General features: G+C 65.5%; 20 protein-coding genes and 2 pseudogenes. 10 read left to right on the top strand and 12 right to left on the bottom strand.

Annotated features, from left to right (window positions below; translation table 11 throughout):
* Positions 1-39 precede the first annotated feature (39 nt).
* Entirely contained in the window at positions 40-570 is a 531-nt protein-coding gene (locus tag DEW08_RS33305) for an IS4 family transposase (RefSeq protein ID WP_281262066.1), read from the top strand.
* A 24-nt stretch (positions 571-594) separates the two neighbouring features.
* On the opposite strand, the pseudogene DEW08_RS32730 reads toward DEW08_RS33305, so the two are convergent.
* From DEW08_RS32730 to DEW08_RS21250, 4 genes and pseudogenes are all read right to left on the bottom strand, one after another.
* Positions 595-1439, bottom strand: a pseudogene (locus tag DEW08_RS32730) (IS3 family transposase); the annotation flags it as partial.
* A gap of 128 nt (positions 1440-1567) precedes the next feature.
* Positions 1568-4420: an ATP-binding protein gene (locus DEW08_RS21260; RefSeq protein ID WP_146214747.1), complete on the bottom strand. Its 2853-nt coding sequence runs from the start codon at positions 4418-4420 to the stop codon at positions 1568-1570.
* A complete protein-coding gene (locus DEW08_RS21255) occupies positions 4417-4653 on the bottom strand; it encodes a hypothetical protein (RefSeq protein WP_109331094.1) in 237 nt (78 codons plus the stop codon). Before DEW08_RS21255 ends, DEW08_RS21260 begins: the two co-directional genes overlap by 4 nt.
* Positions 4654-4808: 155 nt before the next feature.
* Complete coding sequence (locus tag DEW08_RS21250) at positions 4809-5462, bottom strand: response regulator transcription factor (protein WP_168220471.1); 654 nt, start codon at positions 5460-5462, stop codon at positions 4809-4811.
* A 343-nt stretch (positions 5463-5805) separates the two neighbouring features.
* On the opposite strand from DEW08_RS21250, the pseudogene DEW08_RS33895 reads away from it, so the two are divergent.
* Positions 5806-7037 (top strand): annotated as a pseudogene (locus DEW08_RS33895) (IS3 family transposase); the annotation flags it as partial.
* Positions 7038-7051: 14 nt separating this feature from the next.
* Positions 7052-7852 carry a hypothetical protein gene (locus tag DEW08_RS30815; RefSeq protein ID WP_146214746.1) on the top strand — a complete coding sequence of 267 codons (801 nt, stop codon included), beginning with the start codon at positions 7052-7054 and terminating at the stop codon, positions 7850-7852.
* A gap of 370 nt (positions 7853-8222) precedes the next feature.
* On the opposite strand, the gene DEW08_RS33565 is transcribed toward DEW08_RS30815, so the two are convergent.
* Complete coding sequence (locus DEW08_RS33565; RefSeq protein WP_181449470.1) at positions 8223-8432, bottom strand: hypothetical protein; 210 nt, start codon at positions 8430-8432, stop codon at positions 8223-8225.
* 130 nt (positions 8433-8562) lie between these two features.
* Positions 8563-10671, bottom strand: coding sequence for a methyl-accepting chemotaxis protein (locus DEW08_RS21225; protein ID WP_483860832.1), 2109 nt, complete (start codon positions 10669-10671; stop codon positions 8563-8565).
* A 1141-nt stretch (positions 10672-11812) separates the two neighbouring features.
* On the opposite strand from DEW08_RS21225, the gene DEW08_RS21220 reads away from it, so the two are divergent.
* The 7 genes from DEW08_RS21220 (at position 11813) to DEW08_RS21195 (ending at position 16094) form a co-directional block, all read left to right on the top strand.
* On the top strand, positions 11813-13012 hold the full coding sequence (locus tag DEW08_RS21220) for an IS256 family transposase (protein WP_109329025.1): 1200 nt from the start codon (positions 11813-11815) through the stop codon (positions 13010-13012).
* 493 nt (positions 13013-13505) lie between these two features.
* Positions 13506-14075 carry a recombinase family protein gene (locus DEW08_RS21215; protein WP_109331085.1) on the top strand — a complete coding sequence of 190 codons (570 nt, stop codon included), beginning with the start codon at positions 13506-13508 and terminating at the stop codon, positions 14073-14075.
* A gap of 139 nt (positions 14076-14214) precedes the next feature.
* Positions 14215-14502, top strand: coding sequence for a hypothetical protein (locus tag DEW08_RS30810; RefSeq protein WP_146214745.1), 288 nt, complete (start codon positions 14215-14217; stop codon positions 14500-14502).
* On the top strand, positions 14493-14747 hold the full coding sequence (locus tag DEW08_RS21210; RefSeq protein ID WP_109331083.1) for a hypothetical protein: 255 nt from the start codon (positions 14493-14495) through the stop codon (positions 14745-14747). Before DEW08_RS30810 ends, DEW08_RS21210 begins: the two co-directional genes overlap by 10 nt.
* On the top strand, positions 14744-15352 hold the full coding sequence (locus tag DEW08_RS21205) for an ATPase (RefSeq protein WP_109331081.1): 609 nt from the start codon (positions 14744-14746) through the stop codon (positions 15350-15352). The genes DEW08_RS21210 and DEW08_RS21205 overlap by 4 nt, the downstream gene beginning before the upstream one ends.
* A gap of 108 nt (positions 15353-15460) precedes the next feature.
* On the top strand, positions 15461-15718 hold the full coding sequence (locus DEW08_RS21200; protein WP_109331079.1) for a BrnT family toxin: 258 nt from the start codon (positions 15461-15463) through the stop codon (positions 15716-15718).
* Positions 15711-16094 carry a helix-turn-helix domain-containing protein gene (locus DEW08_RS21195; protein WP_109331077.1) on the top strand — a complete coding sequence of 128 codons (384 nt, stop codon included), beginning with the start codon at positions 15711-15713 and terminating at the stop codon, positions 16092-16094. The genes DEW08_RS21200 and DEW08_RS21195 overlap by 8 nt, the downstream gene beginning before the upstream one ends.
* A 44-nt stretch (positions 16095-16138) precedes the next feature.
* Here the strand turns inward: DEW08_RS21195 and DEW08_RS21190 are convergent, their stop codons facing one another.
* The 6 genes from DEW08_RS21190 to DEW08_RS21165 all read right to left on the bottom strand — a co-directional run bounded on the left by DEW08_RS21190 (position 16139) and on the right by DEW08_RS21165 (position 21962).
* Positions 16139-17596 (bottom strand): TrbI/VirB10 family protein, encoded by a 1458-nt coding sequence (locus DEW08_RS21190; protein WP_109331075.1) that lies wholly within the window; start codon positions 17594-17596, stop codon positions 16139-16141.
* Positions 17593-18042 carry a conjugal transfer protein TrbH gene (locus tag DEW08_RS21185; protein WP_109331073.1) on the bottom strand — a complete coding sequence of 150 codons (450 nt, stop codon included), beginning with the start codon at positions 18040-18042 and terminating at the stop codon, positions 17593-17595. The genes DEW08_RS21190 and DEW08_RS21185 overlap by 4 nt, the downstream gene beginning before the upstream one ends.
* Before the next feature lie 3 nt (positions 18043-18045).
* A complete protein-coding gene (gene trbG, locus DEW08_RS21180; protein WP_109331071.1) occupies positions 18046-19008 on the bottom strand; it encodes a P-type conjugative transfer protein TrbG in 963 nt (320 codons plus the stop codon).
* An 11-nt stretch (positions 19009-19019) separates the two neighbouring features.
* Positions 19020-19718, bottom strand: a complete 699-nt coding sequence (gene trbF / locus DEW08_RS21175) for a conjugal transfer protein TrbF (protein ID WP_109331069.1) — start codon at positions 19716-19718, stop codon at positions 19020-19022.
* A 56-nt stretch (positions 19719-19774) separates the two neighbouring features.
* Positions 19775-21037, bottom strand: a complete 1263-nt coding sequence (gene trbL, locus DEW08_RS21170; protein ID WP_109331067.1) for a P-type conjugative transfer protein TrbL — start codon at positions 21035-21037, stop codon at positions 19775-19777.
* A gap of 211 nt (positions 21038-21248) precedes the next feature.
* Complete coding sequence (locus DEW08_RS21165) at positions 21249-21962, bottom strand: type IV secretion system protein (protein ID WP_109331065.1); 714 nt, start codon at positions 21960-21962, stop codon at positions 21249-21251.
* Positions 21963-21968 lie beyond the last annotated feature (6 nt).

Raw genomic sequence — 21968 nt, 5'->3', positions numbered from 1 at the left:
GGGAAGGAAAAGCGCTATCCTGCCCTCGACCTGACAATCTTGTACGCCCGGGAACCAGATCAACCCGAGAACCGCCCACGCATCGACTGGAAGATTGCCACCGACCTGCCAGTCACCGACACCGCCTCTGCTGTGGAGAAGCTGCGCTGGTACGCTATGCGGTGGCGCGTGGAGGAATTCCACAAGATTATGAAGTCGGGGTGCAAAGTGGAGGCAGCGCGGCTCCGGACGGCTGAGCGCCTGGTGAAGCTGATTGCTGTCCTGTGCATCGTGGGCTGGCGCGTCTTCTGGTTGCGGATGATGAACCGGGTGGTGCCGGATGCCGAACCGGGTGTCGCCTTGACCGGAATCGAAACCGCGGTCCTCGATCGCGTGGTTCCCGACCGCGGCTCCAACCAGCCCCGTATTCGAGATTTGGCCAGCTACGTGCGGAAGATCGCAAGGCTCGGCGGCTGGCTCGCCCGCGCGGGGGACCCGCCACCCGGCGACAGGGTCCTATGGCGCGGCATGACGCGCCTGACCGATATCGTTCTCGGCGCCACCCTCACTCTCGACGATGTGGGTAATTAGCAGACTCGGCGGAGGGGTACAGTGGTCCAGCACCCGCGAGACGAATTCCGGGCCGTTGTCGACCCGGATCATCGCCGGCACCCGGTCCCGCAGGAATCTCTGCCGCTCCAGCACCGCCACCACATCGTCACCCCGCAGGCCGCGATCGACTTCGATGGCCAGACATTCCCGGGTGAAGGCATCGACGATGGTCAACGCCCGGAAGCGCTTTCCGTTGAAGAGCGCATCCGAGACAAAGTCCATTGCCCACACCTCGTTGGCCGCGGTGAGCGTGCTGAGCTCCCGGCGGCGAGCCGCCATCACATGCCGCCGCGGGCGCTTCTGGCGCAGATTAAGGCCCTCCTCCCCGTACAAGCGGCGGACCCGCTTCTCGTTGATCATCCAGCCCTCCCGCCGCAGCAGGATGTGGATCCGTCGGTAGCCGTAGCGGATCCGCGTGGCGGCAATCTCCTTGATCCGCTGGCGCAGTGGCGCCTAGTCGTCCCGGATCGTCTTGTAGCGGTGCGAACTGCGGTCAAAGCGCAGCGCCGCACAGCTCCGGCGTTCGCTCACCCGGTAGCGATCCTGCAGCCACCGGATGATCTCCCGCCGCCGACCAGGCGTCAGGCTTTTTTTGCCAGCACCTCCTGGAGCATCGCCTTATCCAGGCTCAGGTCAGCGACCAGACGCTTGAGCTTGAGGTTTTCCTCCTCGAGTTGGCGCATCTTGCGCAGCTCGGAAGGCCCCAGCCCGCCGTACTTCTGTTTCCAGCGGAAATACGTCGCCTCGCTCACCCCCATCTTCCGGCAAACCTCCGCCACTGGGGTTCCCAGGTCCGCCTGCCGAAGGGCGAACGCGATCTGCTCCTCGGTGTACTTCGATGTCCTCATCGACACGATCTCCCCGCTTCAAGTCATCAATCCTGCCGGAAAACTCGCATTTTGCCCGGAGGGGATTTCAGGTCGGGGGTCACCTGTCCTCTCGACGCCTCGCCCGCCGACCTCGGCAGTGGTCTTCCTCATCCGGCCTGATCGAGCGGGAGGGCGTTCAGGGCCTCGGCGAGGTGGTGGGGCGTCACCGGCTTGTGCAGAATGCTCAGCCCTCTGGTTGCCGCCTCGCGCAACTCGGCCGGCGCGGTTTCTCCCGTCAGCAGCAGCGCCGGAATGTCCCGGCCGCAGACATGGCGTAACCGGGTGATCGCCTCTGTGCCGAGCACCCCGCCGCCAAGACGGTAGTCGGCCAGGATGATGTCGGGGCAGCGACTGGTTCGGCGCAGCCGCTCGAGCGCTTCGTCGATGGTGGTCGCGGTGAGCACCTCGCATCCCCAGTCCTGCAGGATTGCCTGCAGCGCCAGCCCCACCAGCACCTCGTCGTCGATCACCAGGATGAGCTGGTCAGGCCGCAGTCGTGGCACCGGAGGCCTATCGGCGGTCCCGACGGTCGGCTGCGGGCGCTCGTCCGATCCACGCGGCACCCGGACCGAGAACAGCGAGCCCTTGCCCTCCTGTGACCATACGTCGATCCGGTAGTCGAGCAACCGGGCGATGCGGCGCACAATAGCCAGCCCGAGGCCGAGTCCCTGCCGGCGGTTGCGCTCCACATTGCCGATCTGGACGAACTCCTCGAAGATGCGTTCGCGCTGATCGTCGGGAATACCGATCCCGGTGTCCTTCACCTCAATGAGGAGATGGTCGCCGTCGCGCCGGCAGCGGATCGTCACACCGCCCGCTCGGGTGTAGCGCAGGGCATTCTCGACAAGGTTGCGCAGCAGGCGCGCCAGCAGGATGCGGTCGCTGTGCACCGTCCCCGCGCACCCTATGATCGACCAGCTCAGCCCACGCTCCTCGGCGATCGGCCGGTAGGCGGCGTCCAGCTCATCCAGCACGGCGCTCAAGGGGATGTCGACGATCTGCGGCCGCACCAGCCCGGCATCCAGCCGGGAGACGTCGAGCAGGCTGTCGAGCAGGCCCTTCAGAGCTTCCAGGCTGCGTTCGAGATGGTCGAGCTGTTCCTGTCCCTGCGCGTCGACATGCCGGTGCAGCGCCGCGGCGAACAGTATCAGAGACTGCATCGGTTGGCGCAGGTCGTGGCTGGCGGCGGCGAGGAAGCGCGACTTCGAACTGGCAGCCAACTCGGCCTCCTTTTTGGCGAGGCACAGCCGCTCCTCCATCAGCTTGCGGTCGGTGATGTCGCGCCCCACCGCCTGGAGTTCAGTGAAGCGCCCTTGCTCGTCAAAGGTTTGCCCACCCTCCCACAAATACCAACGAGTCACTCTGCCTGCTCGGACCCGTGCTTCGACCACCACACGGCAAGAAGGGTCTTGTTCCATGCGGCCGATCGCTACTTTGACAGATTCGACATCCTCGTCGACCGTAAACTCCTGCCAGTGTGACCCGATCAATTCATCATACGGTCGGCCGAAAACGCGGCAGGCCGTGTCGTTGACGAAGGTATAGCGGCCCTGGGTATCCAGGCGCACCACGATGTCGGTCTGCGACTCCACCAGGCTGCGGTAGTGCTCCTCGCTCTGCCGCAGGGCCTGCTCGGCCTTTTTGCTCCGGGTGACGTCCACCGTCAGTCCGACCATCCGCTCCGCCTCGCCGCCGTGGCCGTAGAACACCCGGCCCAGGCTGAGCAGCCAGCAGGCCTCCCCATTGGACCGCAGGATCCGGTGCTCGAGCCGGTACTCCGTCTGCCTCCGGGAGAACAGGTCCTGGATCAGCCCGTGCATCGCGGTCTGCTCGTCCGCCGGCAGCCGCTCCAGCCAGGAGGTGAAGCTGGGCGTGAAACCGTTATCAACGCCGAACAGACGGTAGAGGCCGGTTGACCAAGTCACTTGGTCGGTGCGGACATCCCACTCCCACACGCCAGCCTCCACCGAGGACAGCACCAAGCTGAGATGCTCCTGTGCCCGCCGCAAGGCTTGCTCGACCCGCTCGCGGTAGCGCAGATAACGGTGTAGCGCTAGGCCGGAGGCGGCGACCGCGCCCAACACCACCGCCGCAGACAGCAGTACGGACCTCAAGGCGGCCCGGGAGATCGGCGCCATGCGGACGTCGCGGTCAATGCTGAGGATCGTCAGCGTGTCCTTCAGCCCGTTGCCGAAGGGCGACCAGGCGGTGATCAGCCGTCGCTGCCCCTCGCGGATCTCCCCAACCCCCGGCTGGGCGGCGATGAGCAGAGGACGCAGATGCTCGGGCAGCAGGCTGCGCCGCCCGCCATCATGGGGGGCGCGTGCGAAGACGACGCCGGCCCGGTCGGCGATCAGCAGGCTGGTGTCGGGGGGCAGCGGCTTGCGCTGGATCAGATCCTCGAGCCAGCCGACGTCGATGAGGCCGGTGACGGCACCGGCAAAGCGGCCGCCGGCATCGTCATAGCGCTTCACCAGCGGGATCATCAGCTTGCCCGAATAGCGCGACGGCGCGCTGACGCCGGTGATGCCGCCGCCCTTGTCGCGGACATGGAGAAAGGTCGGCCGATCGGCGATGGAGAAGCCGAGGGCCGCGGATGTGGAGGCGCAGCGGATGACGCCGTCGGCGCCGGTGATGGTGACCGTGAGATAGTTCGGGTAACGCCCGGCTTGGCGGGCCAGAGTCGCCATGCAGGCATCCGGCGCCAGGGCGGCGGTACCGCTGTCGATCAGCAGATCAAGCAGACGATCGGTCTCGGTGAAGACATGTGCCTCCTCGTCCTCGATAACGCTCAGCCACCGCCTGGCCTCGTCATGCAGCGCCGCTTCGCGCTCGGCCATGTGGGACAGCTCGCTGTAGAGGCTGAAGCCGAGCAGCGGCAGCACCATCAGCAGCAAGAACAGCGGCGCCTGTGTCGACAGTCGACCCGCCGGCTGTGTCTTCCTGCGGCGGACGATCATGTTAAGGGCTGGAGCCTGGTGTCGCCGGCGGCCCTGCGGTCGACCAGTTCGCCCTCGTCGATCTCGGCGATACCGGCCTGTCGGATAAGGCGGAGTAGCAGGCAGCGCACCGTGATGCCCTCCAGCGCGGCGCGCAACCGCACCGCCCGCCGGACATGATTGGACACCATGGCGGAGAGCTGGACATCTTTGTAGGGCGGCCCGCCCTGGCCCTGATCCGGTTGCTGTACCATCGACCGACTCCCATTCCTGTGAATGTTCGGAGATTTGGAAAACCCTAGCCGTGAACCAGAAACAGGATCAGCCCCCAGTGGTGGCGCTATACCGACGATCATCTCAAGATAAGGGCATGACGTAAGGCTGCATTGTGCCGCGGTCAGGACCAGCCTCAGCGTATGTCGTCGCGCAGGAGGCAGGCCGCCTGCAGCCGGTTACGGATGCCAAGCTTGCGGTAGGCGCTAGAGAGGTGGGCCTTGACGGTCTTCTCACTGATCGTCAGGTGCCCGGCGATCATCCGGTTTGCCAACCCCTCTGAGGCCATCCGCAGGATGGCCTGCTCGCGCCGGCTCAAAGCGTGGTCGAGCCGCTGACCACACGGATTGCGGTGAGCGTCGGGAGGAACGGTGGCTCCAGGACGCCCAGCCTTGAGGATGGCGGCGGGAATGAAGCGCTCGCCCATCAGGACCAACGACAAAGCCGCCCGCGTCGCCCGCCCGTTCAGATCATTGGGGATTAAGCCGTATAGGCCGGCGGCGAGCAAGGCCTGCAGCAGTTGCGGCGGTGCGCTCGAGAAGGTGAGGACGATCCGCAGGTCCGGCGCCCGGTCCATGAGCTGGTGGACCATCGAAAGTGGATCAGCATCCAGCAAGCGGAGCTCGCCGATCACCGCTGCCCGCTCCGGAAGGCTACTGCGCAGCAGGGACGGCATGTCCGACAGCAGACTGATCCGGGCGCCGCCGGTGAGATTGGTCAGCAGGACGGACAGGGTGTCGGTTACCAGAGGCTGATCGTGCACGAGCAGGAAATGGGCGATCCGATCCATGATTGTATTGTGCAACAGGATAGAGATTGCCGCGCATATTAATGTATGCTGCATCAGAATGATGCAGGAGAAATTGCTGTTCTGGAAAAATATTCCATGCCACACCGACGTGCAGCAGTGAATGTTGTCACATGATAAGAGGGGGGAAATTTATTCATATGGCCATGGAATAAAATTTCTCCACTGATCAGCGGAAGACAATGTGGGGCGCGGTACGGTTCGATGAGACACCCGGCTGCGGTAGATTGAACCGCAACCGGAGGTCATTGAGATGGACAAGGAACAGGGGGGTAAGCCCGAGGGGGCGCCGGAGCGCGCCCACCACGCTGGCTCAGGCGCCCCCTCGGGCGCGGACGCCAGCACGCCCCAACGCTTCTCCGCGGCGCGCAAGGTGGCGGCGGTCACGCGCCTGCTGCGCGGCGAACCGCTGGAGGTGGTCGCCCGCGAGCTGAACGTCACGGTGGCGCGCCTGTCGGAGTGGCGCGAGCGCGCCCTGGCGGCGGCCGCGTCCGCCATGAAGGAACGCGAACGCGACGAGCGCGATGAGGAGATCGCGCGCCTGAAGGCCAAGGTCGGCGAGATCACGATGGCCAACGAGCTGCTGGAGGAAAAGATCGCCGCCCTGGAGGGCAAACGCCCTTTGGCCCGACGGAGGCCGAGGCGATGAGCCGGACCACCTCGCCCTCCACCGGTCGCCCCTACGGTCTGGCCCGGGTTGCTCGGACGTGGCGGGTATCCCGCGCCACTGTGTATCGCCACCGGGCGGTCGGCCCGGCACCGATGCCCGGGCGCCGAGGTCCGCTCGGCCCCTGCTCGGATGCCGAGTTGGTCGAGCACATCCGCCAGCAGATCCTCGTCTCGCGCTTCCATGGCGAGGGATATCGCAAGATCTGGGCGCGTCTGCGCTTTGCGGGGATCCGCACCTCGGCCCGCCGGGTAAGGCGGCTGATGGGCGCACACGGGCTGCTGGCGCCGCATCGGGTCGGGCGGCGGCGCGCACGGGCGCACGACGGCACCATCGTCACCGAGACGGTGAACACGATGTGGGGCACCGACATGAGCGAGACGATCACCGTGGCCGAGGGCGTGGCGCGCGTCTTCATCGCGGTCGATCACGCCAACTCCGAGGTAGTCGGCATTCACGCCTCGAAAAGCGGCAACCGCTTCGAGGCCCTGGAGCCGGTCCGCCAAGGCGTGCTGCGCCACTTCGGCGCCATCGGCCCGGGCGTCGCGACCGGGCTGAAGCTGCGCCACGATCACGGCTCGAACCACATGTCCGGCGACTTCCAAGCCGAGATCACATGCCTGGGCATCACCAGTTCACCGTCCTTTGTGCGCGAGCCGGAGGGCAACGGCGTGGCCGAGCGCTTCATCCGGACGCTCAAGGAGAACTTCCTCTGGGTCCACACCTTCGACACCATCGAGGAGCTGCGCCGCGCTCTGGTCGAGTTCGCCCGCCACTACAACGAAACCTGGCTCGTCGCCCGGCATGGACACCGCACTCCGGCCCAGGTGCGCGCCGACCAACTTCGGGTTGATCAGCCGTCGTGCGCCGAGCTACCCTTGGCCGCCTGAAGAAGCCCAGCCGGGTGTCTCAAATCCGGGCCGCGGTACACGCGTGCGGCGGCGATGGGACCATCACCGACTGGAGCCTCACCCTGCGTTTCGATGACGGGGACCTGGTGGGCCATCCGAGCTGGCAGCAACGGACAACGTACAGCAATGCCGAGGTGCCCTTGCCCGTGCTGATTCCGGCGCTCCAGCACATGGGTGGTATCCGGTTTCTCAAGAAAAGGTTCCACCAGACTGATGATCCCTCAGCAGTCCTTCGGCTTCGTGTTGTTGATATCGTCCTCGATCCGGTCATCGAACATTCGATCGGCGAGCCCGGCAAGTTCTCCGGCGCGGTCGTGCTGGAGTGCGAGGGGGAAGGCTGGCAGCCCTGGGTCCAACCGCGTCGCGCCGAGATGCCGCGTGGCGCCTGTCTGATCTATCACGCCGGCCGCATCCTTGGCCGCGCTACGGTCGAACGTGGTGTAGAGCGCGTCGTCAGAGGGCTGCATCTGTCTCCTCCCGCCTCCTTCGGCTGGCACCTCGTCGACCTGCCGTTCGGAAGAGCCTGGGTGGTCCGTCCGTCTGATGAGGTTGTTCAACGCCTGCATCAGCTGCACGCTGTCCTGAAGCCGGTGCCACGACAGCTTCTCGATCTGGCCAACCTGGACTTGGCGGGTGAGACCGAGGCGATCCGGGAACTGCTGGCCATGGCCAATGATATCGCCAGTGCCGCGGAACGCTTGCTCCAGGGTGCAAAGCAGTCAGGACCACATGGACAGGCCGTTCCGAACGATTATAGTGGAGGTTGCCATCTCTGGGAGCGGAACACCAGATAGGCTGCAGCCAACTGCAGCAGCGTCGAGAAAAGAGCCCGACACGCATCGGCGTGCCGGGCCTCATGCGGAAAACAGCGTCTGCCGTTGAGGGAATGTGCGGGTAACTACCCTTGAATATGGGACCGCAGAATGTAACTTGGCAATATGAACGAACAGGTTACAAACATGGTTTAGCAGCTAAACTAACTATATAGAGATCACGTGCTGCCGGGGCTGAAATGCCCATGCCGCAACACCCTCCGGAGGAGGGGGCTGCGGCATGGGACATGATGCCAGGCAAACGATCAGGCAGCCTTGATGGCGGTGAGGAACTGCTCGACGTCGTGACGCAGCGACTCCGCCTGACGGACCAGTTCGCCGGAGGCGGACATCACCTGGCTGGCGGCACTGCCGGTTTCCCCGGCGGCTGCGTCACCTGACCGATGTTGTTGGAGACCCCCTGGGTGCCGCCGGCCGCCTGCTGCACGCTACGGGCGATCTCGTTGGTCGCCGCGCCCTGCTCCTCGATGGATGGTGGCAAGGTGCCGACAATCGTGCGCCGAACACGATCATTGAAGCCCTCGGCCGCGTTGACATGCACGCTGTCACTTTATCGGACCAGGTCATGTCACCCTTAGGTCCTAGGGTAGATCGACGAGCTGACGCCGCTTCCAAAAAGAGAGCCAGGGAAAAATCCCCGGCTCTTTCCGTTTCAGGCCATTCTGTCTCGATCAGGCGGCGCGAACCTTCGATAGGAAGCTCGTCACCACGTCGCGCAGCCGGGTCGATTCGTCGGCGAGCTGGCCGGAGACGGTCAGCACCTGCCCGGCGGACTCGCTGGCTTCCGATGCGGCCTGACGGACACCGTCGATGTTCGACGTAACCTGCTGCGTGCCGCTGGCCGCCTGCTGGACATTGCGGGCGATCTCCAGCGTCGCGGCGTTCTGTTCCTCCACCGCAGCGGCAATGGCGGTGGCGATGTCGTTGATCTGGCCGATGATGCTGCCGACCCCCTTGATCACCGTCGTCGTCTCGTTGGTCACGCGCTGCATGTCGTTGACCTGGCCGGCGATCTCCTCGGTGGCCTTGGCGGTCTGGTTGGCGAGGTTCTTGACCTCGCCGGCGACCACGGCGAAGCCCTTGCCCGCCTCGCCGGCGCGGGCCGCCTCGATCGTGGCGTTCAGCGCCAGCAGGTTGGTCTGGGCGGCGATCGACTGGATGAGCTGCACGACCGTGCCGATCTTCATCGCGGCCTCGTTCAGGCCCATCACCTGTCCGTTCGCCTGCTGCGCCGCGCTGACGGCCTCGCGGGCGATGTCGGCGGACCGGTTGACCTGCTGACCGATCTCGCGGATCGATCCGGACAGCTCCTCGGTCGCGGCGGCGACGGTCTGGACGTTCACGTTGGCCTCTTCCGACGCCGACGCGACGACGGTGGCCTGCTGGCTGGTCTGGTGCGCGGTGCTGGTCATGCTCTGGGCCGTCGTGCTCATGGCGCGGGCGGCACCGTCCACCCCCTCCACGACGCTCATCACGCGGGCCTCCAGGTCGTCGGCGAGTTGCAGCATGGCGGTCCGCCGCTCCTCCTCCGCCCGCTTCTGGTCCTCGGTCCGCTGCGCGTTCATCCGCACGAGGTCGGCCAGCATCTTGCGCAGCGCATCGGCCAGAAGCCCCACCTCGTCCACCTGCTTGACCTCCAGCGTCTGGTCGAAGCGGCCGGCGGCGATTCCCTCGGCGAAGCCGACGCAGGCGCGGATCGGGCGGGCGACGCCGCCGGCCATCACCCACATCACGCCGACCGCGGCGACCGCCACCAGCAGGGCGATGGCGACCTGCCACAGCACGCTCGAGTTCGCCCGGTCGTTCAGCGCGGCGTCGAGCGTGACGCTGTCGGCCAGAACCACACTCTGCGGAACCTGGATCAGCACCGCCCACGGCTTGCCGGTATGGCCGAGTTGGATCGGGGCGAAGGTCCGCAGCATCTTCGAGCTTGGCTCGATCTCCACCTTCGGCTGGCCGGAGCGGACGACGGCCAGATCCTGCTCCCAGCCGCTGTTGATCTTCGACAGGGATTGGCCGATCAGTTCCGGCTTCGTGCTGTGCGCGACGATCAGGCCCATGTTGGACACGATCACCACTTCGTTGCGGCCATCGAAGATCGACTTGCTGACCTGGGTCGTCAGCTTCTGGACGAAGTCCAGGTTGAAGTCGGCGCCGGCCACGCCGTAGAACTTGCCGTCCAACTTGATCGGTACGGAGAGGGTGGCGAGGAAGACCTGCTTGCCCTGCACGATGTAGGGCAGCGGGTCGAGCACGCTTTCCTTGCCGTTTTCCTTGGGACCGATGTACCAGCCGCCCTTCATGACGCCGTTGGGGTGCAGGTCGCGGCTGTCGTACTCGACGAGCGGCTGCATGGCGATGCGGCCATTCTGGTCGCGGTTCCAGTAGGGAATGAAGCGGCCGGTGCCGTCGGTGCCGGTCTCACGCTTGTTGCGGAACTGCTCATCCCGCCCATCGAGCGCATCGGGCTCCCAGGCGGTATAGGTACCGTTGAACAGTTCGTTGTTCTTCAGCACGTTCAGCAGCATCCCGTTCAGCGCCTCGCGGCGCTGATCCACCGGAACGGCCCCGGGGTTCTTGGGATCGATCATGGTCGCGAAGCTGTGCGCCATGGTCCGGGCGGCGTTGAGCGCCGTTTCGAACTCCGAGCGGATCAGGCCCGCCTGGGTGGAAGCCAGGTTCTGAATGGCTTCCTTCGTCTTCTTCTCCAGAATGTCGGAGACGTTTTGCCCAACGAACTCGTTCGTCGCATTGGTCGAGGCAATACCGAACCCTACCAAGACGGCGATCGTGCCCGCGACGCAAAGTCCCGAAAGGGACGCAATTTTCACCTGTAGCGATTTGATCTGCATTTTGACGAGCCCTTCCGCGCCGTGCTCGCTTTTCAAAGCGAGACAGGCCCATTGAATGAAGGCGGATGAGCACCTCCATTCTCTGAATGGTTCACTATGTGCTCATGATTAGACAAATTTCTTAAACAATAGTAATGATTGATTATATTTCCGCTATGATATTCAAGCAATATCGGCCACAAAAAAAGCGAATCATTTCACGTCTATAAAATATTGACAAAATCACCCGCAGGATTAACGCTGTATTTCTTGAAAACAACAGATCGACATATCATTGTATGATAGATATTGAGCGAGATATACTTCGAAGCGCTATAAGTCCCGCATCAGTGTCGTTTTGCGCAATGTTCTTTGCTCATTCCTGCATCTTCATTCCGGAACTTGTCCGACAGGTCGAGGTGACTGACAGCGGCTCGATTTTTCCCACATCCCGCTCGGTAGCCCATTGGTCTGGTTTCCGGTTGATGTCCCGTCATGCCGTAATGTCACCGCACTCCCTGATCGGACAGCTTTTTCCCCCTGGCCTCAGCCTCTGAGCTGGTGGAGCTGTCACTTGTCATTCTACCGATCCACGAGCTTACTTCCGTCCCTCGACAGTCTGTGACGGAAGGGGTTTGGAAGCTCCGACAGGTCGCGTCCAGTTCACGGCCCTCAGCCGCGCCCCCGCAGGCGAGACGAGCGGGGACGTCGCGGTTCTCTGCTGCATGCCGGGCTTGCACGGTGCAAGATCAGGTGATGATCGGCAAGTTTCCGCGTCGTGCCCTCTATGACGTCACCCCTCTATGTTCTAGGAGGAAGGGGGGCGCCGATCCTTCAAGAGGCCTGGATCGATGCTGCGGAACAGCTTCGTGCCTCGTCTGATGTCGCGCACCTCCACCACAAAGCCGACCCCAGCAGCTCTGAGCTTGGGCCGTGTCCCGCCGAGTGGTGTCTGAGACGTGAGGCTGGCCCGCCGGAGCGCTCCCCATAGCTGGCGCAGGCGGGCCAGCCGTCCGGGAACGGGCGGTCACCGTGTTCTTCGGCTAAGTTGAGGTTGCTTGACGACCATCAACCGAGACGGAGTGACACGATGACCGAGGACAGGATCGCTCTTCACGAGCTGATTGGGAAGAGCGCCGACGCCGACTTCCTGCGCGAGATGGTCGGCTTCGCCGCTCAGCGCCTGATGGAACTGGAAGTCGAGGCGTTGACCGGCGCCGGCTACGGTGAGCGCTCGGACGAGCGGCTGACCAAGCGCAACGGATATCGGGAGCGGACCTGGGAGACACGCGCCGGCGCCATCGACCTGCGCATCCCCAAGCTGCGGCGCGGCTCCTACTTCCCAGCCTTTCTGGAGCCGCGGCGCACGGCGGAGAAGGCGCTGATCGCGGTGATCCAGGAGGCCTACGTGCAGGGCATCTCGACGCGCAACGTCGATGAGCTGGTCAAGGCAATGGGCATGACTGGCATCTCCAAGTCCCAGGTCAGCCGCTTGTGTGAAGAGATCGACGACCGCGTGCAGGCCTTCCTGACCCGCCCGCTGGAGGGCGACTGGCCGTTCGTGTGGCTGGACGCGACCTACGTGAAGGTGCGCCAGGACGGCCGCATCGTCTCGCTCGCCGCCATACTGGCGATCGGCGTCAACACTGACGGCCGACGCGAGGTGTTGGGGCTCGGCCTCGGGCTGTCGGAGGCGGAGACCTTCTGGAGCGACTTCCTGCGCTCGCTCACCCGCCGGGGGCTGCGGGGCGTGAAGCTGGTGATCGCCGACGCGCATCTCGGGCTGAAGGCCGCCGCCTCCAAGGTGCTGGGCGCGACACTCCAGCGGTGCCGCGTTCATTGCATGCGGAATCTCCTCTCCTGCGTGGGCAAGGCGCACCAGACGATGGTCGCCGCCACCATCCGCACCGCGTTTGCCCAGGAGACCGCCGAGGCGGCGCACGAGCAGTGGCGCCGGGTTGCCGACAGCCTGCGGCCGCGGTTCTCCAAGCTGGCGGCGCTGATGGACGAGGCGGAGTTCGACGTGCTGGCCTACATGGCCTACCCCAAGGACCTGCGCACCAAGCTGCACTCCACGAATCCGCTGGAACGCCTGAACGGCGAGATCAAACGGCGCACCAACGTCGTCGGCATCTTCCCCGGGGAAGGAGCGGTCACCCGCTTGGTCGGTGCCTTGCTGCTGGAGCAACACGACGAGTGGGCGGTGTGCCGGCGCTACATGACCATGGAAAGCCTGACCGAGCTGTGCCACCCTCCCACCGCTGACCCGCTGTCCATCGCAGCGGAGTAGACCGGCGGCTTCAACTCGCCGAAGAGCACCTACGTTCCCTCAGACACCACGCCCCGGGGCACGATCTGAGCTTGTCCTCCAGCTCCTTCGCGGCCTTCATCAAAACCTTGCTACACACCTCATCGTTAGTGTCGGGACAGAGTACGAGGGTTTGCAGCTCGTAGTGCATCGCATTTTCTCCGCTAGAGCAAAGCTCTCAATGGTCCGCATCGGCTAACGTTCCAGAGGCGCCTACATGAAAAGGTTGTAGAATGGTTTTCTCGAAAATGGCGGGGTCGTGCTCTCCAATGGGCATCCTGTTCCGCTGTTACTCGGATTCCGATTGAGCAAGAGCGTAGATGCCATAAATGGCCGTTTGTGGCACGCCAGGGTGAAGAGTCGGCCCCTCCGCCCTGACCGTTGATCCGCAACACCGGGCAGTGTGCCAGAATTCGTGCCACAACAAGCGTGCCACCATGATAGGGTGGTGACGGATTTTGGCACGCGGGGAACTATGCTGTTAGGCTACGCGCGCGTATCGACGGCCGATCAGAACCTTGAGGCGCAACGCACGGCGCTGATGGAGGCGGGGGTGGACCCGGCCCGCATCTACACCGACACGATGAGCGGGGCGAAGGCCGAGCGGCCGGGACTGGCCGAGATGATGCGGTCGCTGCGGCCCGGCGATGTGGTGGTGATCGTCCGGCTCGACCGGCTGGGGCGGTCGCTGCTGGACCTGCTGGACTTGGTGCGCCGGATCGAGCGGGCCGGCGCCGGCCTGCGGAGTCTGGCGGAGACTCTGGACACCACCACGCCGACCGGCCGACTGCTGTTCCACCTGTTCGCCGCTCTGGCCGAGTTCGAGCGGGGGCTGATCCGAGAGCGCACCATGGCCGGGCTGGCGGCCGCGCGGGCACGGGGCGCCAAGCCGGGACGCAAGCCGGTCCTGTCCCCCGACCGGCTGGCGCTCGCCAAGCTGCTGTGGTCCAACCCGGCGGTGCCGATCAGCCAGATTTGCAGTGAGTTTCGGGTGTCCCGCCGCACGCTCTATAGGGAGCTGGGGCCGCGCACGGGGCAGGACTGAACCGCTGGCCCGCCGGCCCTATCGAAGGGGTAGCTTGAAGAGAGTGCCCGGCTGGTGGAGCATGGGACGAGCAAAGGTTGTTGATCCTGTGAGGCGTCACAACGCGCTCTGGACGGAATGAGTTGAGGGGGCCGCCGCCATGTTCCTGCTTCGCTTCCTGACCGGGTTGAGCGTCGGATTGGCGGTTGGAGCATTCCTCCTCGCTCTACGGATCATCAGCTTAGGTGCTCGGATGGCCTGGGGGTTTTTTATCGCGCTCGGAATTCCCTTTACTCTCATCACCTATGCTGGCGGAGGATGGGCTGCTGCTTGGAAGTCTATTCATTTTCATGGTGGGGCAGCGGCAATATTCATCGCTATCGACTTCGTTGCATCCTTCATCTACTACCGGATCACCGAACCGAACGGACCTGAGTCATGGAAATGACCCTGGAGAACCTGGAGAAGATGACTCCCGATCAGGAGCGCCTGTTCCTGATGCGGCTCGATGCCCAGCTTGAACAGGATGCCGGGGCCGCCGCCCGCGCCCACCTCGCGGCCGGCGAGCCGATCTACTACCGCAAGCGTGACACCCCGCCGGGCTGCGTCATCAAGGAACACCCGGACGGGCGCAAGGAGCTGGTCGATTTCTCGACCGGCGAGGAAAGGCTGATCCGGCTGCTGGCTGCATGACCCAGCCGCAGTTATGGGTGCTGGCCGGCCCGAACGGCGCCGGCAAGTCCACCATCGCCCGCCGCCACATCATCGGACGCGTCCCCTTCGTCAACGCCGACGACATCGCGCGCCAGCTCGACCCCGGCGACGTGAACAGCCCGGCCGCCCACCTGCGCGCCGGCCGGCTGGCGGTGGAGGACCGCGAGGGCCGGCTTGCCCGCCGCGAGACCTTCGCCATGGAAACCACGCTGACCGGCAAGAGCGAGCTGGCCCTGATGCGCCGGGCGGCCGAGGCCGGCTACAAGGTCAACCTGATCTTCGTCGGGCTGGACGATGTTGCGCTGTCGGCGGCGCGCGTTCACGCCCGCGTGCGCAGCGGCGGGCACAACGTGCCGAAGGATGCGATCCTGCGCCGCTATGGCCGCAGCATGGAGGCCCTGTCGGAAGCCCTGTCCGTCGCACACCGCGCCTGGGTGTTCGACAACTCGGACATCCGGCGCCGGCTGCTGCTGAAACGCGACCAGGGCGCAGTGAAGAAGCTGTCCGCCGATCTGCCGGCCTGGGCGGAAACGGCGATCCCGCCGCACCTCAGACAGAAGGTCCACAAGCGCGGCGGGCGGTAACGGACCTTACCCGTCTCTTCAGGCTGACGTGAGTGCGGGCGACCCGTAGTATCTCTTGACCTTGGTGCGGGTGGCCCGTACTATCGGCCCGTCAACAGGGGTGCGGGCATGTTCTGCTGGGACGAAGCCAAGTTCGCGAGCAACATCGAGAAGCACAAGGTCAGCTTCGACCTCGCCGCCCTCCTGTTCGACAACCTTGTCGCCGAAGCCGTTGACGACCGTTTCGATTACGGCGAACTGCGGATCAATGCCTACGGCCTGATCAACGGTCGCCTGTTCGTCTGCACCTACGCCCCGCGCTGCGGCTGGCGCCACATCATCTCCATGCGCAAAGCCAACCGGAGGGAGATCAATCGCTATGGCTAACCGTCCCCTGACCGACAAGGAAAAGGCTGCCCTGGCCGCCACCGATTGGGCCGCCATCGACGCCATGACCGACGAGGACATCGCCCGGCAGATCGCCGACAACCCCGACGCGGCACCGGATCTCTCCGAGGTCCCGGCGGAGCATCTGCGCATCATCCATCCGCCCGGCGGCGTCAGCGTCCGCGGCATCCGCGCGAAACTCAACCTCACCCAGCGGGAGTTTGCCGACCGCTTCGGCTTCCCAATCGGTACCCTGCGCGACTGGGAGCAGGGCCGCTACCAGCCCGACCCCGCCACCCGCACGCTGCTGTTCGTGATCGAACGCAATCCGGAGCTGGTGGCGGAGGTGGTGACGGACCATAGCCAAGCGGCCTAAGACGGTCCTGCTGTCGCTGTTCTGTTGATCCTCAGCCCCCGGACTCATCCCTGCCAGGGAGGAATGATCATGTCCTTGGTCACCATGATGTTGAAGCGGTAGCCGGGGCGGATCTCCAGGGTCGGGGCGACGTTCAGGCCCTTGCGTGCGTATTCCGCGCCGAGCTGGCCCATCTGCTGGCCGAGGCTGCCGGCGATGATCTGCTGCGCGTCGTAGCCGCCGCGGCTGTCGCCGCGCTGCTGCGGCTGGGAGAGCTGGACGCCGGCCGAGAAGATCGACAGCAGCAGGGCATTGCCGAAGGTCCGGAAATAGTGGTTGTTCACCTGATCGGAGAAGCCGGCATAGCCGCTCTGGTCGGCGCCGGGCATGCTGCCGAGGTCGAGCGACGAGGCGTCGGGGTAGATGATCCGGTTCCAGGCGATCAGCACCCGCTCCTGGCCCATCTCCACCCCGTTGTCGTAGGTGCCGACCAGCATGGAGTCCTTGGGGATCAGCAGGTATTGCCCGGTGGCGGTGTCGTAGACGTTCTCGCGCACCCGCGCCTTGATGATGCCCGGCAGGTCCGAGTTGATGCCGCTCTCCATGACACCAGGGATGATGGTGCCGGCCTTGACCTCATAGGGTGACACCGCGGCCTCGCGGGTGCCGGCGAGGTAGTGCGAGCCGCGCGGCTGCTGGTTCAGGAAGTTGCGCTTGGCCTCGGCACCGCTGCCCTGGCCGCCCCGCCCCATGTCGCTCCCATAGCCGCCGGCACCGCCACCGGCCGCGCCCAGGCCGCCGCTCGTGCCCGAGCTGCTGCCGAAGCTGTTGGCGAGCTGGGCGAGCGCCTGCGGGCTGTTGCCGGCGCCGCCCGGGCCGGCCGCGGCCGGCTGCTGCATCTGCCCGGGCTGGGCCCGGTTGGTGGGAACGGTGGTCGGCGCTTCCAGAGCGGCTTTCAGCGCCGCCCGGCGCTGTTCCTCCACCCGCCGCACCTCGGCGTCATACTGCTGCCATGCCCGCATCCGGGCATCGTCCTCCGGGGTGCGGCCGGCGTTGGTCGTGTAGCCGCGCGCCATCGGCTCCGGCGGCGCCGCCGGCATGGCGGCGGGGGTGGCTGCGGCGGCCGGCGCCGGGGCCGCCGGGGCGGGAGCTGCCCGCCGCGCCTCGATGATGCCGGCGTTCTGTGCCGCCCCGAACAGCGGCTTGGCGTCCACCGGCTCCGGGGCCGCCACCACCTCGGTGCTGCCGGCGCCGGCCGCCCGCCGCTTGGCCCGCTCGTTCATCGTGTAGGCGATGGCGATGGCGACCAGGGCGGAAATCCCGATGAGGATGTAGACCGGCACGCGGGTCAGGCGCCGGCCGCCGGTCTGGCGCAGGGTCGGGCCAGTCAGGAAGTCGGGCGAACGGTCGGGGCTGCCGGACGGCGGTTGCTGCGGCTGGCTGGCCGGCGGCGCGGTGGGACCGGCCAGGAAGTCGGGCGAGCGGTCGGGACCATCGGTCGGTTGCTGCGTCTGGTCGGTCATTCTGCGGCGTCCTCCCGCACGGTGAAGGGGGATCCGGCCTGGAGCGTGCCGGCACTGTTGCGGAGCCACAGGCGCGAGGCCGTGGTCCGGTCGAACTGGAGACGCACGAGCACCCCGGCATTGAGCGGCGTCACCAGATAGCGCAGGGCATGAGCGCCTGGTGCTTTCTGGTCGGCACCCGCCACCCCGAAGCCGATCCGCCGCAACTCGTCGCGCAGGACCGGCGTCAGGCTGTCGCTCGCCAGCTCGCCGGCCGGCTCATCGAGCGCCACGGTGGTGGAGGCCGCCGGCAGGCGGTCGGACACGAAGCCGGCGATGTCGGCCGCCAGCAACGGCGCATCGGCCGGCGTCACCGCCTCGACGTAGGAGGACCGCGGGCCGAAGCTGGCGCAGCCGCCGAGCAGCAGCGCCACGCCGACCACCGCGGCATGCAGGGGGTGCCGCATGGTTCAGTTCCTCTCGCGCAGGATCTCGACCTTGGTCTGGTCGCTGCCGACGCCGGAAATCAGCGCGGCATGGCGCAGCACCTTGTCGACCACGTAGCGGTCGCCGCTGGCCCGGTAGTTGACGAGCTGTTCCTTGTCGTCCGAGCCGATCGCCACCAGGGCGGGAGACTCGTCGTAGCGCATCTCGCTGGGAAACTGGATGTAGGTCTTGCGCCCGTCCGTGTAGACCCGCACCGGCCGCCAGGACGGGCTGTCGCCGCGGATGGCGAACCCGAAGTCGAGGTTGGCGACGTTCAGGCCATCGGAGAGGGTGGTGGCCTGCTGGCGGCGGTTCACCGCGGCCCGGTAGGCGTCCCACTCCTGCTGGACGTCCTCCGGATAGACGAAGGACACCAGCGGCATCCAGTCCTTGGTGCGGCTGACGAGCTGGACCACGTAAATCCGCCGGTCGGTGGCGATGGTCATGGTGGTGGTCAGGCCACTGTCGCTCGCCTTGATGACGATGACGCTGGTCTGGTTGGCGCCGGCACCATAGACGGTCGGGGTGGCCTTCCATCGCGCGATGTCGCCGAGGTCGATCTGCTGCACCACCTCGCCCGGCTGGAGTTCGAGATTGCAGACCCGCAGAGGGGCGCAGACGACGGAGGGCAGGGTGGAGCCGTAGGTGAAGGTGACGCGGCCGGCCTGCCCGCGCGCCGGGCGGTCCTTGCCGCCGCGCCACTCGCCGGACAGGGCGACGCCGCGCCGCTCCTTGGCGTTCAGCTCGGCCTCCTTGCCCGACATCAGGTTGACCGGCGGCGGATTGCCGGTCCGGCGGCTCAGGACGGCCGGGGCGTCGCCGGCCGGCGGCGGGGCGGCGGCCGGCGCTTCCGTCTGCGCCGTCTGGATGGCCGGGACCTGTTGAGCGAGCGCCGGTCCCGAGACGGTCAACGCCAGGGCGGCGAGGGTGAGGGTTTCCTTGAGCATGGGAGCACCTGTCAGATGAGCCGCTGGGACCACGAGTAGCTGTTCACGTAGACCCCCATGGGGTTCATGAGGATCGCCTGTTCGGTGGCCGGGGTGGCGATGCTGATGGTCACCGTGGCCTGCCAGGAGACCGGCGGTTGCTTGGCCGAGCCGTCCCGGTTCATCACGCTTTCCCGCCACTCGATCCGCCATGTGTCCTGGCTGATCGGGAGCACCGACTGCACCTCGACGGTCACCGTTTCGGTTTCAGCGCGCTTGAAGGGGTCGGCGCTGCGGAAGTGTTCAAGGATTTGCGGATAGGCGGCGCCGCGCTTGTTGATCATGGCGAACGCCTCGTCGATCAGCGCCCGCTCGGCCGCCGCATCGACGTAGACGGAGCGGATGTTGCTGATCCAGCGGGCGAGCTGGGCACGGATCACCCGCTCGTTGGGCACATAGATCTGATCGGCCCGCCGCACCCCCACCGCATCGCCCAGCTTGTTGGTTTCCACGACATAAGGGACGAGACGGTTCTGGCTGCCGATCCAGACTACGCCACCGACCGCCAGGGCGGCGATGGCGAGGCTGGACAGCGCCGTCAGACGCCACGCATTGGCGCGGGCGATGTAGGAGCCGTACCGCTCATTCCATTCGAGCCGGGCCGAGAGATAGGGCGTCTCGGTCGGCGGCGTTGCCTGGGTTCTCGGCTTGAGAAGGGTGCGGGTTTTCATAGCCTATCGCCTATACGGTGAAGGAATCCATCCCCCTGGAGTTCAAAACCGAACGCCTATTCGGGGCGGATCACGTTGTCGGGTTGGCCCGGCGGCTGGCCCTGCTGGGGCGCCTGCGGAGCCTGTGGAGGCTGGGGTTTCTCGGCAGCAGCGCGCAGCTCGCGCGCCTTGTGGAGCATGCTCTCGCCCATGCGCCCGCCCATGGTGCCGTAGGAGCGGCCGGACAGACGGCGGCCGAGGTCCTGCACCGCGGCTTGGCCGAGGTTGCCGGCGGCGCGGGCGGCCATGCGGGCGGCAAAGGCAGGCGGCGGGGACGAGGACAGGCCCGAGCTGGCGAGCTGGGCACTGGCAAGCTTGGAGGCGCCGCCGACCGCCATGCCGGCGCCGGCCGCACCGGCCAACGCACCGACCGCGGCGCCGCCGACTGCCGCGGTCGCTCCAACCAGGGCGCCGCCGCCGCTGGGGGAGGTGCCGTTGATGAGGCTCTGGACCATGTCCGGCACCACCTTGGTGACCGCCAGCATGACCACAGCCGAGCCAACGATAACAAAGACATCGGAGGTGTTGGTGACGATCTGTGCTTCCCAGGACAGGATCATGGCCTGCCCCAGCCCGATGAGCAGTTGCAGGACGAACAGCTTGGCGCCGACCGCCACGGCATAGACCATCACCTTGACAGCATAATCCTTGGTCCAGCGGGAGCCGCCGAAGCCCATCAGCAGGACGCCGGCCGAGATGACGATGTAGCTCTCCACCAGGGCCAGGATCAGGAAAGCGGCGATCAGAGCGAAGCAAATGAGAACGACGAGGGCCGCGATAAGAAAGCCAGCACTCTCCGCCAGCTTTGACAGAGATACTTGACCAACCACTCGAAGCGCGAGGTTAACGCCAACCTCAAAAATGTTTGACGGGCTGATCCGGCCTGTTCCACCCCCGGCTATGCTTGCCTGATTAGCGGCTTCTCGGAAACTGTCCACCACCGCTTGAGCATAATCAGCAGAGTGGAGCAGCAGAGTTAAGAAAAAGCCGATGAAAAGAACTTGGTTGATGACCTCCGCCACCCACTCTCCAAAGTCAGCACCTTTCAGTGCCAGACGGACTGCCGCCCAGGTGAACTCAATTCCTGCCAGAAGCCAGAACAGCGTAATGGCATAATTTCTCAGAGCCGCTTGCCAAGCGGTTGAATGATCCCGGTACAGACGAACAATGTTGTCGAGAGAGTTATTTGCTGCTTGAGCCGCAGCATCATATGACACCATAACGATAGCTGCGGCTAGGATGAGAGGCACCCAGCGAGACCACTTCAAACCCCTTTTCATGACAATCCTCCTTAGAACGCTTCTCCGTCACGAGAGTTCAGCATTGGACCAATTGGTAGTGCTCTGGCTGGCTCGGGTGGCGTCGCGGCGGCGCAAGTCACGTTGAGGCTGTATCGTGTAACGATATGTGCAATGACCGCAGAACTAGTGATTGATCCGGCAAGAATAAGAAGAGCAACAGAGGTCTTTATCTGGAGCATGCCGTGTTCCTTTAGAAAGCTTCGCCATCGGTGGAGGGAAGCGGAGGAGCAAACAAAAACCGCCGCCGCAGTTCGTCCTCCGCGTCGGCCTTGGCTTGAGCCGCCGCCGCCGCGCTCGCGGTGACGCGGCCGGTGGTTGCCATGGTCATGGTCATGTCGCCGAGCTGGGTCGCCAGCAACGCCAGCATCTCGTTGGTGGCTTGGAGCTGACGCACCTCGCCGTCCGAGGCTTGCGCATCGGCCAGGATGCCTTGCGCGGCCGAGACGTTGCGCTGGACGTTGCGCACCACGCCCTGACTGTCCATGGCGGTGCGCGAGGCGTCCTGCAGTTGCGCCGACCATCGCTGGTAATAGGGCGTCACGTCCTCGGTCGGCACCGACTGCCAGTCCGTGCCGGCCGGGAAGAGCTGGTTGAACTCCTGCTCGATGCCGCCGAGCTGGTAGCCGATCCCCTGCACCCGGTTCATCACCGCGTTGAGCTGGCCGACCTGCTGGGTGAGGTTGCCGTTCAGCTCCCCGAAGTTGCCGCCGCCCAAGGTCTGGAGCGAGCGGGCCTGATTTTCGATCATCCGGACCTGATTGGAGATCTGCTGCACCTGATTGGACACCTGGGTGATCATCTGCGCGATGGCCGACACGTCGATCACCGGGATGCCCTGCGCCTTGGCCGGCAGGGTGTGGAACGCCAGGGTGGAGAGCAGGACGGCGGAGAGGGGCTTGCGCATCGGGGC

It is taken from the genome of Azospirillum thermophilum (genome assembly GCF_003130795.1).
Classification (GTDB): domain Bacteria; phylum Pseudomonadota; class Alphaproteobacteria; order Azospirillales; family Azospirillaceae; genus Azospirillum; species Azospirillum thermophilum.
The sequence above is the reverse complement of the archived record's forward strand: the minus strand, read 5'-3'. Positions and strand labels throughout refer to the sequence as shown.